The 12,409-nt window shown below is 68.0% G+C and carries 14 protein-coding genes; 7 read left to right on the forward strand and 7 right to left on the reverse strand.

Going from position 1 to position 12,409, the window contains the following annotated elements:
- Positions 1-9 precede the first annotated feature (9 nt).
- A complete protein-coding gene (locus tag ACO07Z_RS01630) occupies positions 10-1,293 on the reverse strand; it encodes a PAS domain S-box protein (RefSeq protein ID WP_421697107.1) in 1,284 nt (427 codons plus the stop codon).
- Positions 1,294-1,362: 69 nt separating this feature from the next.
- Here ACO07Z_RS01630 and ACO07Z_RS01635 point away from each other — a divergent pair, with 69 nt between their 5' ends.
- The 6 genes from ACO07Z_RS01635 to ACO07Z_RS01660 all read left to right on the forward strand — a co-directional run bounded on the left by ACO07Z_RS01635 (position 1,363) and on the right by ACO07Z_RS01660 (position 6,086).
- On the forward strand, positions 1,363-1,812 hold the full coding sequence (locus ACO07Z_RS01635) for an RrF2 family transcriptional regulator (RefSeq protein WP_421697108.1): 450 nt from the start codon (positions 1,363-1,365) through the stop codon (positions 1,810-1,812).
- Between the two features lie 105 nt (positions 1,813-1,917).
- Positions 1,918-2,973: an HPP family protein gene (locus ACO07Z_RS01640; RefSeq protein WP_421697109.1), complete on the forward strand. Its 1,056-nt coding sequence runs from the start codon at positions 1,918-1,920 to the stop codon at positions 2,971-2,973.
- Positions 2,974-3,143: 170 nt separating this feature from the next.
- A complete protein-coding gene (locus tag ACO07Z_RS01645) occupies positions 3,144-4,313 on the forward strand; it encodes a zinc-dependent alcohol dehydrogenase (RefSeq protein ID WP_421697110.1) in 1,170 nt (389 codons plus the stop codon).
- 11 nt (positions 4,314-4,324) lie between these two features.
- Positions 4,325-5,119 carry an SDR family NAD(P)-dependent oxidoreductase gene (locus ACO07Z_RS01650; RefSeq protein ID WP_421697111.1) on the forward strand — a complete coding sequence of 265 codons (795 nt, stop codon included), beginning with the start codon at positions 4,325-4,327 and terminating at the stop codon, positions 5,117-5,119.
- Positions 5,116-5,586, forward strand: a complete 471-nt coding sequence (locus ACO07Z_RS01655; RefSeq protein ID WP_421697112.1) for a hypothetical protein — start codon at positions 5,116-5,118, stop codon at positions 5,584-5,586. The genes ACO07Z_RS01650 and ACO07Z_RS01655 overlap by 4 nt, the downstream gene beginning before the upstream one ends.
- The gene (locus ACO07Z_RS01660; RefSeq protein WP_421697113.1) at positions 5,583-6,086 is read left to right on the forward strand and encodes a hypothetical protein; all 504 of its coding nucleotides are present in this window, start codon (positions 5,583-5,585) and stop codon (positions 6,084-6,086) included. The genes ACO07Z_RS01655 and ACO07Z_RS01660 overlap by 4 nt, the downstream gene beginning before the upstream one ends.
- Positions 6,087-6,103: 17 nt before the next feature.
- Here the strand turns inward: ACO07Z_RS01660 and ACO07Z_RS01665 are convergent, their stop codons facing one another.
- From ACO07Z_RS01665 to ACO07Z_RS01680, 4 genes are all read right to left on the reverse strand, one after another.
- The gene (locus ACO07Z_RS01665; protein WP_421697114.1) at positions 6,104-6,583 is read right to left on the reverse strand and encodes a DUF2269 family protein; all 480 of its coding nucleotides are present in this window, start codon (positions 6,581-6,583) and stop codon (positions 6,104-6,106) included.
- A complete protein-coding gene (locus ACO07Z_RS01670; RefSeq protein WP_421697115.1) occupies positions 6,583-7,875 on the reverse strand; it encodes an SDR family oxidoreductase in 1,293 nt (430 codons plus the stop codon). The genes ACO07Z_RS01665 and ACO07Z_RS01670 overlap by 1 nt, the downstream gene beginning before the upstream one ends.
- Positions 7,876-7,919: 44 nt before the next feature.
- On the reverse strand, positions 7,920-8,462 hold the full coding sequence (locus tag ACO07Z_RS01675; protein ID WP_421697116.1) for a DUF4142 domain-containing protein: 543 nt from the start codon (positions 8,460-8,462) through the stop codon (positions 7,920-7,922).
- A gap of 280 nt (positions 8,463-8,742) precedes the next feature.
- A complete protein-coding gene (locus ACO07Z_RS01680) occupies positions 8,743-9,840 on the reverse strand; it encodes a DNA topoisomerase IB (protein WP_421697117.1) in 1,098 nt (365 codons plus the stop codon).
- A 114-nt stretch (positions 9,841-9,954) separates the two neighbouring features.
- Here ACO07Z_RS01680 and ACO07Z_RS01685 point away from each other — a divergent pair, with 114 nt between their 5' ends.
- Entirely contained in the window at positions 9,955-10,281 is a 327-nt protein-coding gene (locus tag ACO07Z_RS01685; protein WP_421697118.1) for a DUF2934 domain-containing protein, read from the forward strand.
- A 50-nt stretch (positions 10,282-10,331) separates the two neighbouring features.
- Here ACO07Z_RS01685 and ACO07Z_RS01690 read toward each other — a convergent pair whose 3' ends face one another.
- Positions 10,332-11,210: a manganese catalase family protein gene (locus tag ACO07Z_RS01690; protein WP_421697119.1), complete on the reverse strand. Its 879-nt coding sequence runs from the start codon at positions 11,208-11,210 to the stop codon at positions 10,332-10,334.
- 304 nt (positions 11,211-11,514) lie between these two features.
- Positions 11,515-12,321: a DeoR/GlpR family DNA-binding transcription regulator gene (locus ACO07Z_RS01695; RefSeq protein WP_244377581.1), complete on the reverse strand. Its 807-nt coding sequence runs from the start codon at positions 12,319-12,321 to the stop codon at positions 11,515-11,517.
- Between the last annotated feature and the right edge of the window lie 88 nt (positions 12,322-12,409).

Here is a 12,409-nt window from a genome sequence, read left to right on the forward strand (position 1 = left end):
CTCCCGGCGTCAGGGCGTGCCCTGAAGCGCTGCCACCTTCTTCTTCAGCGCCTTCATTTCCTCGAAGCGGGGGGTGATGTCCCGCAGCACGGCGGCCATGCCGGTGACCGTGCCGGCCGGGTCCTTGATGAGGGCGATGGTGAATTCCAGCGAGATGCGTCGCCCGTCGCGGGTCAGCCCAGGCACGGCCAGCATGTCGCCGGCGCCGTAGCGGCTCTGGCCGGAGGCGACGGTCTCGCGATAGCCCTCCCAATGCCGGGCGCGGAACGGCTCGGGAATGATGATGTCGAGCGAACGTCCCAGCGCCTCCTCCTCGGTGAAGCCGAAAATCCGCTCGGCGCCGGGATTCCACAGCACGATCGCCCCCTCGGCATCGCTGACCACGACGGCGTCGGCGGCGCTGTCGAGCAGCGTGTCGCTGATCGCCGCGCGGGTGATGTCGCCGACCGTGCGCGAGTGACGCTCCGCCACGGTGGAGGGCGGGGAGGACGGGGCGGCGCTCGCCGCCGGTGGCTCCTCGAACAGGTCTTCCACCGCGCCGAAGAACTCGTAATGCAGCCGTTCCGGCGGAACCCCCGCCTTGGCGAGGGCGGGCACGAAGAGCCTTAGAAAACGGGTCGGGCCGCAGATAAAGTACTCCGCCTCCGCGACAGCGGAATGAGCCAACAGCCAGTCGGGCGTCAGGTGACCGGCGACGACATCGTCGTCGACCTCGCCCTCATTCGCCCTTGTGTGGAAGAAGGCGGTTTCGGCGCCCAGCGCGGCGGCGAGACCGCGCAGATGGCCGCCGAAGGCCTGGGTGGCGCGGCTCTGGGTGCAATGGATGAACTGCAGCCGGGGCCTGCGATGGTCGGCGGCCAGAGCCTCCAGCATTGCCACCATCGGCGTCAGACCGACGCCGGCGCTGAGCATGACCAGCGGGCGCGTATCGTCCGCCGGAAGCACGAAGCTGCCGGAGGGCGCGGCGATGTCCAGCGCCGTGCCCTCGCGCGCCACGTCATGCAGCCATCTCGACACTGTTCCTTCCGGCTCGCGCTTCACCGAGATGCGGTAGGTCTCGCCATTGGGCGCGGAGGAGATGCTGTAATTGCGCTTCTGCCGTCCTGCGCCGGGAAGGTCGGCGAACAGGGTCAGATGCTGGCCGGCACTATGCGGCGCGGGCGGGCGGCCATCACGCGGGCGCAGCACGAAAGAGGTGATGACATCGCTCTCCCGCTGGCGGCTCTCGATGACGAAGGGCCGCACGCCCGATTCCGGACCCCTCATCCCCGTCTGCCCGCTGCCGTCGGTCATCACTTGCCTCCCCTTAAATCATGTATACGCTATACATGTATCCTCCGACTGGAAAGCCTCCAGACAGCCATGCAGCTGACGCGCTATTCCGATTACGCCCTGCGCGTGCTGATCTACCTCGCGGCGCGGGACGACCGGCTCTGCGCGATTTCCGAGATTGCCGCGGCCTATTCAATCTCGCAGAACCACCTCATGAAGGTGCTGCACGACCTCGGCAAAGCGGGCTATGTCGCCAGCGCGCGGGGGCGCGCCGGCGGTTACCGGCTGGGCCGGCCTGCCGCGATGATCCGCGTCGGCGAGCTATTGCGTCATACCGAGGGGGATGACTGCCTGGTCGGCTGCGAGGGCTGCGCGCTCGCCGGCGGCTGCGGGGTCCTTCCCGTGCTCAACGAGGCCATGGACGCCTTCTTCGCCGTGCTGGACAGCTATAGCGTGGCCGATCTCGTGGAGCGAAAACCGGGCTTTCAACGGCTGATCCTGTCCCTCGGCATTCCCCCACCGGGTGTCGGAGCCAACTGATGGTGGAAGACCCGCCCCACGTCCTCGCCGTTTCGCCCCGGTCGGCATAGGGCCTACCCCTCGCGGCGCCGCCGCTCTGCCGCAACCCCTCGTCTGGAGGCCGCCTTGTCTGTCAATTCCCGCTTGAGACTGTTCCGCCCCATCCTCGCCGGCGCGAATTTGCGGGATCGCCTTCTCGCCTGCGGTGGTGCGCTGGTCGGCATCGCACTCACCGGGCTGATCTGTTCCTTCGCCGCAACCGAGCCGCACCATCTGCTCTGGCTGGTGCCGCCGATGGGCGCGTCGGCTGTGCTGCTGTTCGCGGTGCCGGCGAGCCCGATGGCGCAGCCCTGGCCGGCAATCGGCGGCAACACGCTTTCCGCGCTCATCGGCGTTCTGGTGGCGCATGTCATGCCGCTGTCGCCGCTCGCTGCCGGCATCGCCGTCGGCGGCGCTATCGCCGTCATGTCGCTGACACGCTGCCTGCACCCGCCGGGCGGTGCTGCGGCACTGGTCGGCCTGTTCGCAGGCGCGTCCTCCAGCTACGCCTTCCCCTTCTTGCCGGTGGGGGCGAATGCGGTGGTGCTGGTGGCGTCCGCCTGGGTCTATCATCGCTTTTCTGGCCATGCCTATCCGCATGTCCCCGTTCCGCCGGCCAAGCCGGCGAAGGAGATGCCGTGGACCTTCCGCAAGGCGGACCTTGCCGCCGCCCTGGAGCGCACGGGCGAGACCTTCGACATCGACGTGAACGATCTTGAGCGGCTGCTGCGCGACATGGAGCAGGGGGCGCTGGCGCGCTCCTACCGTGATCTCTCCTGCGCCGATGTCATGCATGCGGGCGTGATCGCGGCGCGTCTTTCCATGACGCCGGACGAGGCGCGCGCGCTGCTGGTCGAACACGATGTGCGCCGTCTGCCCATCCTCGACGATGCAGGACGGATCGTCGGTGCCGTGGGCCTGCGCGAACTGGCCGTGCCGGCCACGACCTTGGCGGAAACGACGCTGGCGGAGGCGATGACGCCGGCCAGCACGGCCGCGCCGGACACGCCGGCCATTACCCTGCTCGACCGCTTCGCCAATGATCGCGTTCATGCGGTCTTCGTTGTCGATGCCGCCGAGCGCCCGCTGGGCGTGGTGACGGAGGCGGACTGGCTCGCCATCCTCCGACGCGGGCTTGCCTGAGCAGTCTGCCGCGCGCAAACCGGGCTTTTCGCCCGGTTTGGGTAGGGTTTTGCCGGGAAATGGGTGTGGAGTACCGCGCCGGGATTTGACCGGGTTTCCGGCCCTGTAAGGCCGGAACGTCTAGCAGATTTGGGGATTAGCCCTCGCAATCAGAGGACGAGGAGCCCCCCATGAAAGCGCTGACCTGGCACGGCAAGGGCGACATTCGCTGCGAGAGCGTGCCCGATCCCACCATCGAGGATGCCCGCGACGCCATCATCAAGGTGACGGCCTGTGCGATCTGCGGGTCGGACCTGCATATCTATGGCGGCATCATCCCGGGCATGCAGCATGGCGATGTGATCGGCCATGAAACCATGGGCGAGGTGGTCGAGGTCGGGGCCGGCAACAGCAAGCTCAAGGTCGGCGACCGGGTGGTGGTGCCGTTCACCATTTCCTGCGGCGAGTGCTTCTTCTGCAAGCGTGGCTATTTCTCCGGCTGCGAGCGCACCAATCCCGACCGTGCCAAGGCGATGAAGCTGTGGGGCAATTCGCCCGGCGGGTTGTTCGGTTATTCGCATCTTCTGGGCGGCTATGCCGGCGGGCAGGCGGAATATCTGCGCGTGCCCTACGCCGATGTGGGCCCGATCAAGGTGCCGGACTCGCTCACCGACGAGCAGGCGCTGTTCCTCTCCGACATTTTCCCCACCGGCTACATGGCTGCGGAGTTTTGCGACATCCAGCCCGGCGACACCATCGCCATCTGGGGTTGCGGTCCGGTCGGGCAGATGGCCATCCGCTCTGCCTTCCTGCTCGGCGCCGAACGGGTCATCGCCATCGACACCGTTCCCGAGCGGCTCGCCATGGCGCGGGCGGGCGGGGCGGTGACGCTCGATTTCCATGAGGAGGATATCTATGACCGCCTTATGGAGCTGACCCATGGGCGTGGGGCGGATGCCTGCATCGACGCCGTCGGCACCGAGGCCGACGCCACCGCCAGCGCCGATTCCGTGGTCGACCGGGTAAAGACCGCGCTGTTCATGGGCACCGACCGCCCGCATGTGCTGCGTCAGGCGATCCATTGCTGCCGGAATTTCGGAACGGTTTCCATTGTCGGCGTCTATGGCGGCTTCCTCGACAAGGTGCCGATGGGCTCGGCGATCAATCGCGGGCTGCGCTTCCGCATGGCCCAGACGCCGGTGCAGCATTATCTCGCGCCGCTGATGGAGCGCATCGAGAAGGGCGAGATCGACCCCTCCTTCGTCATCACCCACCGCGCCTCGCTGGAGGACGGGCCTGACCTCTACCAAACGTTCCGCGACAAGCAGGACGGCTGCATCAAGGTCGTGCTCAAGCCCTAGGGGAGACCGCCATGGCCTATGTCACCCGGCCGCTTGCGGTCGTTACCGGAGCTTCTACCGGCATCGGGTTCGAACTCGCCCGCTGCGCCGCCGAACGCGGCTACGACCTCGTTATCGCCGCCGATGAGCCGCGCATCGAGAAGGCCGCGCAGGTGCTGCGCGGACTCGGCAGCCATGTGACTGCCATCGAGACCGACCTGGCCCGGCGCGAAGGGGTCGATGAACTCTATGAGACGGTCCGCGCACTCGGCCAGCCCGTCGACCTGCTGATGGCCAATGCCGGCCTTGGCCTCGGGCATGGCTTTCTTGACCAAGATTTCGAGGCGTGGAAGCGGGTGGTGGACACCAATGTCACCGGCACCGCCTATCTCATCCACCGCGTCGGCCAGGATATGCGCGCGCGCGATTCCGGGCGCATTCTCATCACCGGCTCGATCGCCGGCTTCATGCCGGGCGCATTCCAGGCCGTATATAACGGCACTAAGGCGTTCCTCAACTCCTTCTCCTTCGCCCTGCGCAACGAGCTGAAGGACACCAGCGTCACGGTCACCTGCCTCATGCCAGGCCCGACGGATACCGCCTTCTTCGCCCGCGCCGACATGCTCGACACCAAGGTCGGTCAGGACGACAAGGATGATCCGGCCGAGGTCGCGAGGGCCGGTTTCGACGCCATGATGAAGGGCGAAGGCGATGTCGTCGGCGGCTGGAAGAACAAGCTGCAGACCGCCGCCGCCAATCTCATGCCTTCCGGAATGCTGGCCGAGCAGCACCGCAAGATGGCCGAACCCGGCAAGGGGCGCCCATGAGCATGCCTTCCCACATTCTGCGCCTTCTTGCCGGCCGCACGCTCCGCTCGGGCAGCGCCGCCGCCATTGCCACCACGGTCGTGCTCGCATTACGGGCACGGGCGGAAGGGCAGGCTCTGGTGCAGCCGGTGAACGCCACCAGCCACTGGTTTCTGGGCGAGGCCGCCGGCCGCTCGCGCGCGGTAGACCTGAAGCACACGCTCGGCGGCTATGCCACCCATCATGCGGCCTCGCTGCTCTGGGCCGGCGTTTATGAGGCGCTGCGCCTCTGGCGTCCGCAGCGCAACCCGTTGGGCGACGCGGCCGCCGTGTCGGCCCTTGCCGCTGTCGTTGACTACGCCGTGGTGCCGAAGCGGCTGACGCCCGGCTGGGAGCTGGTGGTGCGCCCGCGCTCCATTGCGCTCGCCTACGCTGCCATGGGCCTGGTTCTCGCCACCGCCGCTGTCGGCCGGAGGAGCGCGCGATGAAAGCCGGCGACCGCCTGGTGCTGGGCGCCCTTGCCGGCGTTGCCGCGACGCTGCCGATGACCATGGCGATGCGCCGCCTGCATGGGCGCTTGCCCAATAAGGAGCGCTACCCGCTGCCGCCGCGCGAGATCAGCGCCAACCTTCCGCATCTCGGGCTCACCGCGCCCACCGCCACGCTTCTGCATCATTTCGCCTATGGCGGCGCGGCAGGGGCGGCTTTCGGCCTTCTGCGCCCACGTAGCGCGCGGTTGGCCGGCCCGCTTTTCGGCATCGGCGTGTGGGTGGCGAGCTATCTCGGCTGGATTCCCGTGCTGGGCATTCTCCGTCCTGCGACGCTTCATCCTGCTCGGCGCAACGCGCTGATGCTCGCCGTGCATCTGGTGTGGGGCGCGGGCTTGGCCACCGGCCTGCGCGAGTTGGAACAGGCACGGCGTACCAGTTTTTCCCGCGTCGCGAGCCCGGCACCGGTCTTGAAGGATCGCTTGGCGGAGGGTGGCTGAAAGCCTGTGTTGCAGCTTCAACCGAGCAAATGGATTTCCGGCCGGGCGATCATCAGCCACACTATGCCGAGAATGGCGCCAAAGGCTGGGAAGCCGAAGGCGAACCAGGTCCAGAACAGCCGGTGATAGGCGCGCGGCAGCGCTGCGCCGGCGGCTTCCGCAGCTTCGGCAAGGTCGCGCATCCGCATCTGCATATAAACTACCGGCAGCCAGAAGGCGCCGATGACGAGGTAGAGGAGGATCGACAGCACGATCCATCCCTCCGTCAGGGGGTAGCCGACATGTCGCGCCAGTAGCACGCCGGTCACGGGCTGGGCGACCACGGCGGTGGCGGTGAACAGGAAATCGGCCGTCACCACGATCCTCGCCACACCGGCGATTTTGGCGACATGGCCGGTGCGATGGGCCATCACCATGAAGAAAGCGATGCCGGCGCCGGTGCCGATCAGCACCACCGCGCCGATAAGGTGCAGGAATTTCAGGATAAAATAGGTCATCACCGGTCCCTCAGCGTGGCGAGGGCGACAAGATGCAGGGCGATCACCGGCGCGATCTTCAGCAAGGGCGCCAGCGGATCGAGCCACAGCCAGGGCGTGAGCACGCTGCCGGCCAGCGCGTAGAACAGCGCGAGGGCGATCCCGACGAGCAGGGCGAACGGTGCAGTGAGGTGGACGATGAGGCCGACGCCGACCAGAAGATCCGCCAGCCCGCCGCCGATCACCGCCAGCGGCGCGAGCGCTTCGGCGCCGCCCTCGCGCATCAGCGCGACCCCGCCTTCATAGCCCGGCCCCAGCGAGGCGACGCCCGAACCGACCCAGAACAGGGCGAGGCTGAGCAGGATGACCGGCTTGAGCAGATAGAGCCCGGCGAACCAGCGCTCCTGCACCGAGGCCGGGCGCGCCGCCAGCATGGCGGCGATCGCCTGCGGCGTGAGGCCGGTGACCCGCCGCCAGGCGGAGGTGTCGCCCACCGCCCCGCGCGCGATTTCCCGCTGCGCCGTCGAGCGCACCGGCGGGCGCCAGCCGAGCCGGCCGGCGAGGTCCCCCAGCCGGTAGAACAGCCCCGCCACCGACGCCGGCAGCGCGATCTCCCGCGCCGGCCGGTAGCCCAGCCAGCGCCGATAGAGCCCGATTGTCGCGTTGAAGGTGAGCCTGTCCGGCCCCGCCAGTTCCAGCGCGAGCCGGGCTGGGGCGTCGGGCGCGACGAAGAAGGCGACGGTGGCGACCACATCCGCCAGCGCCACCGGCTGCAAGGGCGCCGTCGCTGGCATGACGGGCAGGAGCGGCAGCGCCGCCAGTCCCCGGATCAGCGCGCTGGCGCCATAGGCGGCCGGCCCGAGCACGACCGAGGGCCGCAGGATCACCCAGTCCAGCGCGCTGGCCATCAGTACGTCGTCGCCCGCGCGCTTGCTGCGGGAGAACTCGGTCGGCGTCGCCCCGTCCACGCCCATGGCGGAGAAATGGAGGACGCGACGCACGCCCGCGCTTTCGCAGGCGGCCACGAGGGCGGCGAGGCCGCGCTCATGCGTCCCGGTCACGTCATCGGCGGGCCCGCTTTGCAGCGCGCCCGCACAATTGATCACCACGTCGATTCCCGCCAGGAGCGGCGCCCAGTCCGTGCTCGACGCACGAGCGAGATCGACCGCCCGCCAGCGCAGCGACGGCATCGCCCGCGCGGCCGCATCGACCCTTCGCGCGACCCCGGTCACATCATGGCCGGCGGCCGCCAGATCAGCCGCCACATGCGCGCCGATCAGCCCGGTGGCGCCGATGATGAGGATACGGGCCATGCTGCCTCACCCCTCACAGCGGCCCGGACCGGGGCGCGGCTGGCTCACTTGTCGAGCTTCTTGGCCATGTCGAGATGGTGCTTGAGTTCGGGGAGCATCTTCGCCGCCCACGCCTTCAGCGCGGCATTGTCGCCGCCCTCGGCATAGCGCTCGAACAGCGAGACGGCGTCTTCATGCGCGTCGACCTGCTCGTCGATATATTCCTCATTGAACTCGGCCCCCTGCAGCTTGCGCAGATCGTCCATCGTCTCCTGATGCGCGCTGTCGAGCGTCGCCGGCAGGGTGACGTTGATATTGGCGCTCGCCACCAATCCCTTCAGCTCCTCGGAGGCCTTGCGGTGCGCGGTGATCATCTGCTGCGCGAACGCCTTGGTGGCGGCGTCGCCGCGCTCAAGCGCCAGTTCGCTCGACTGGATCTCGAACATGCCGCTGATCGCCGCCTGGGTGACGAAATCGGTGGTGGAGGGGCTGACGCCGAGCACGGCATTCACCCCGGTCTGCTCGCCGACCGACTGCGCGGCGGCCGGAAGCACGGAAAGCGGGGCAGCGGTGATGAGCGCCACGGTGAGCAGCTTGAGGGTATTCATGGTCGTCTCCATTTCCTGGAAGCGCGGCGTGTGGCGCTGTGGCGCCAGCTCGCGCTCTACCCCTCGCTAAGTGGCAGTAACCCGTAAGGTTCCGTTGCGTGGCGGCAGCCTTCGCCGGCTCCGTAGGCAAATACTTTCGGCGATGTACCAGGTCACCGCCGTGTTCTTTTCTGAATAAGGGTCTTCGTTTTCTCTTGTGCTGCCATTTGCGCAGGCGTCCGCCATGCGCGGTGGCGCACGCGCGGCCCTGCAACAGGGGGTATTCGCTCGGCTGGGGCGACTAGGGCGCCGCCGCCACGGCCTCAATGGCGGCCGTCCGGCGGCGGGCAACGCTCTTTCCGGCGCAGGCCGGGCGGCAGCCTTTGCTGCGCAGGAGTTCGGAGAGCAATTGCATCCGCGCGAGGGGCGAGCGCGCTTCCGGGCCCGTCTTGGCGAGCTTTCCCGTCTCGAAAGCCGAGATCACGCTGTCATGCACATAGCTGGTGCGGCAGACCGTGAGCGTGTTGGCGAGTTCGTCGGCGAGGGGGGCGATGGCCTGACGGATCTGCTGCCGCCGGCCGCGCTCGCTGCCCGCCGGCTCCAGCCGCCCCAGCCGGTCGAGCACGCCCAGCGACGCCGTCAGGGTACGAAAATCCTTTAGCGATATGGCCTGCCCGCTGATGGCTTTGAGAAAGACATTCACGTCCGCGCCGCGCACCGCGTAAATGCCGCCATCCTCGCCCCGGTATTTGAACAGGCGCGCGCCGGGAATCTCCTTCAGCTGCGCCAGCGCGCGCGCGAGATCGGCGTCGCGGCACTGCTTGCGGATGGGTTTGCCGCCCTTGCCTTTGAAGGCCAGCGCCACCTCGTCATCTTTCAGCCGCAGATGCGATTTGAGCAGCGTCGTCGCCCCGCGCGTGCCGTGCTCCAGCGCATATTCCTCGCTGCCGGCGCGGATCGCGGTGAGCGCCACAAGCTGCACCACGGCTGCGAGGGCGAAGCGGCGGGGGGAGGAGGGCTGGCGCAGTTCCCGGCGCACGCTGCGCAGGATGCGGGGCAGCGCCTGCGCGAGGCCGGATAGCCGGTCCGCCTTCAGCGTCTCGCGCACCAGCGTCCAATCCGGGTGATAGCGGTATTGCAGCCGTCCGGCGGCATCCTCGCCGACGGCCTGGAGATGGGCGCGCGGATCGGCGGCGAAGCACACATTACGGTAGGCCGGCGGCACGGCGAGCCGCCGCAGCCTGGCCAGTTCCTCCGCATCCTTCAGCGCTGTGCCATCGGCGGTCTCATAGCTGAAGCCACGCCCGCGTCGCTTGCGGCGGATGGTGAGGCTGGTGGGTGAGACGATCTTGAGATCGAAGCGGCGCGCCAGGCGCCTTATGGTGGTTTTTTCGGCCATGTCGATGAACGCGCCTCCGGGGCAGTGACGCTCAACGTGCCGCGCTGTCGCCGGTTCCGGCCGGAACGGTCCGCCTCTCCGGCGCGTTCTGGCTCGACAAGCGGGAGGAACTCCATGGACGAACGAGAAGACACCATACGCGCGCGGGCCCACCAGCTGTGGGAGCAGGAAGGCCGCCCCGAAGGCCGGGCCGAGGACCACTGGGTGCAGGCCAAGGAGATTGTGGCGATTGAGGAAGGTCGCCCGGAGACCTTGCTGTCGGTAGAGGAAACGGCGTCGCCGCCGGTCGAGCCGATCGAAGCGCTGATCAATGCCGGCGAATTTCCCACCCTCACCGATCAGGGCGAGATGCAAATCCCCCACCGCCCGGACGCGGCGACCGCGCCGGCGGAAGCCGGGGCGGGCGGACGAGCTTCCGGCCGCAAGAAATCGCGCAACTGAGCGACGACATGGCGATGGAGAGCGGGGCGGCCATCGGCCGCCCCTTTTTCCTACAGCCGGCGCTCGATGGCACCTTCCACCTGGCCGAGCAGCCCGCCCATGCCTGATTTGGAGACCTGCCCGGTCTGCGCGCCGCTGTCGGGGCGCGCCGGCGCGAGGCTGGGCTCGTCGCCGAGCGGCTTCGACACCTGCCCGGTGAACTCGGAGCGCCCGTCCATGCTCGGCCCGGACGACCAGCGGCCCTCGGGAATGGTGCCGTCGGTCCTGTGGCCGAGATAGACATAGGAGAAATCGCGGTTCTCCTGCTCCTGCGGGAAACTGTCGGGGATCGGCAGCGCCGCTGCGCCGCCCAGTTCCTCGATGGCCGCCAGCCATTGCTGCTGGTGCATGGTGTCGCGGGCGATCAGGAAGGACAGCATGTCCTTCATGCCGGGATCGTTGGTCATGTTGTAGAGCCGCACCGCCAGCACGCGGCCGGAGGCTTCCGCCGTCACATTGGCATACATGTCGGCGGCAATGTTGCCGGAAGCGTAGACATGCGAAGCGCAGAACGGCACGCCATTGGCGTCGGCCGGCAGCGCGGCGAGGCCGGTGGAGAGAAGATGGCGGAAATCCATGCCGTTCAACACGCCCCCGCCCACCGCATCGGCGGAGATTTCCTCCTGCAGCGACAGCGGCGCGTTCTCAAGGTTCAGCGCCACGGCGGTCGCCAGCATCTCGATATGGCCCAGCTCTTCCGTCGCGGTGTTGAGCAGCATGTCGCGGTACTTCACCGGCCCACGCGCGCCGAAGGCCTGGAACATGTACTGCATGGCCACGCGGATTTCGCCTTCCACCCCGCCAATCGCCTGCTGCAGGGCGCGGGCGAAGACCGGATCGGGTTTCTCGACGCGCACCGGATATTGCAGCTTGCCGTCGGTGTAGAACATGTGAACCTCCAGGATATGCCGGGGCGGCCGGTCCCGGGTCGGGAGCCGCCGCGTGATGGCTGTAAATGTTGGCGTGGCGGCGCGCTGAAAGCAGGTGCACGCTTGTGGACCAACAGGCAATCCCGGCCATCGTTCCGATATGATGTCGGTATTCGACATCTGCGGCAGCCAAGTAGTGGGGTGAGGTAATTCTATGCGAAATCGCGCGTTTTACCTGTCGATCCCGGCGGATTGACCGTCTCGATGGCGTTCCTCGGCGTGTATATCGGGCGTTGTCGGGGAGCGACCCTTCGGTAAGGCGCGCTCAGGCCGGCTCCATCCGCGCGAGGTGGAGCTTGACCCCGCTCTTCTCGGCGACGCTGGCGAGGTCGCCGACGGGCGCGGCTTCGGTGACCAGCAGATCGATGTCGCGCAGCGATCCCAGTCGCACCAGCCCGCGCCGGCCGAACTTGCTGCTGTCGATGGCGAGGATCACCCGCCCCGCCTGCATCATCGCCGCGCGCACGGCGGCGACTTCGGCATAGTCGTCGTCGCCGATATCGCCATCCTCGTCGATGCCGCTGACCGAGATGACGACGAAGTCGAATTTGAACGCCTGGATGAACTCGGCCGAGGTCTGGCTGAACACGCCGCCATCCACCTGTCGGACGAAGCCGCCGGGCACGGCGATGGTGAAATCGGTGCGGTCGCTCAGCGTCGAGGCGACGCGCAGGCTGTAGGTGACGACGCGCAGCGCCGTGTGGTCGATGAGCGCGCGGGCCACCGCTTCGCAGGTCGTGCCGGTGTCGAGGAACACCGAGGCATTGTCGGGCACGAGCCGGGCGACGGCGGCGCCGATCGCCTCCTTGGCCTGCGCATTGGCGATGCGGCGCTGGCGGTAGACGGTGGGGTCGATCGGGGTCGAGGCGACCGCGCCGCCATGCAGCCGGCGCACCTTGCCCTCCAGCTCCAGCGCGACGATGTCGCGCCGGGCGGTCTGGGTCGTCACCGAAAAGCGGCTCGCGATCTCCTCGATCGAGATGTAGCGGTTCTGGTCGAGATACTGCACCAGAAAGGCGCGGCGGCGCGCCTTCTTGCCCTCGTCGTCCCGCTCGTCGTCGCGCATCAGCATGTCGGCTCTCGAAAGCACAGCGTCAGAATAGTCAGCGACCCATGCGGCGTCCATCAGGCGCCGCATGGGTCGAGACGGCTCGGGGCCG

This window comes from Ancylobacter sp. (genome assembly GCF_965229075.1).
Taxonomy (GTDB): Bacteria; Pseudomonadota; Alphaproteobacteria; order Rhizobiales; family Xanthobacteraceae; genus Ancylobacter.

Bases quoted from the DNA above. Each gene is read 5' to 3' on its own strand.
- ACO07Z_RS01630 (WP_421697107.1), bottom strand. From the start codon at position 1,293: ATGACCGACGGCAGCGGGCAGACGGGGATGAGGGGTCCGGAATCGGGC.
- ACO07Z_RS01635 (WP_421697108.1), top strand. From the start codon at position 1,363: ATGCAGCTGACGCGCTATTCCGATTACGCCCTGCGCGTGCTGATCTAC.
- ACO07Z_RS01645 (WP_421697110.1), top strand. From the start codon at position 3,144: ATGAAAGCGCTGACCTGGCACGGCAAGGGCGACATTCGCTGCGAGAGC.
- ACO07Z_RS01650 (WP_421697111.1), top strand. From the start codon at position 4,325: ATGGCCTATGTCACCCGGCCGCTTGCGGTCGTTACCGGAGCTTCTACC.
- ACO07Z_RS01655 (WP_421697112.1), top strand. From the start codon at position 5,116: ATGAGCATGCCTTCCCACATTCTGCGCCTTCTTGCCGGCCGCACGCTC.
- ACO07Z_RS01660 (WP_421697113.1), top strand. From the start codon at position 5,583: ATGAAAGCCGGCGACCGCCTGGTGCTGGGCGCCCTTGCCGGCGTTGCC.
- ACO07Z_RS01665 (WP_421697114.1), bottom strand. From the start codon at position 6,583: ATGACCTATTTTATCCTGAAATTCCTGCACCTTATCGGCGCGGTGGTG.
- ACO07Z_RS01670 (WP_421697115.1), bottom strand. From the start codon at position 7,875: ATGGCCCGTATCCTCATCATCGGCGCCACCGGGCTGATCGGCGCGCAT.
- ACO07Z_RS01675 (WP_421697116.1), bottom strand. From the start codon at position 8,462: ATGAATACCCTCAAGCTGCTCACCGTGGCGCTCATCACCGCTGCCCCG.
- ACO07Z_RS01680 (WP_421697117.1), bottom strand. From the start codon at position 9,840: ATGGCCGAAAAAACCACCATAAGGCGCCTGGCGCGCCGCTTCGATCTC.
- ACO07Z_RS01685 (WP_421697118.1), top strand. From the start codon at position 9,955: ATGGACGAACGAGAAGACACCATACGCGCGCGGGCCCACCAGCTGTGG.
- ACO07Z_RS01690 (WP_421697119.1), bottom strand. From the start codon at position 11,210: ATGTTCTACACCGACGGCAAGCTGCAATATCCGGTGCGCGTCGAGAAA.
- ACO07Z_RS01695 (WP_244377581.1), bottom strand. From the start codon at position 12,321: ATGCTGATGCGCGACGACGAGCGGGACGACGAGGGCAAGAAGGCGCGC.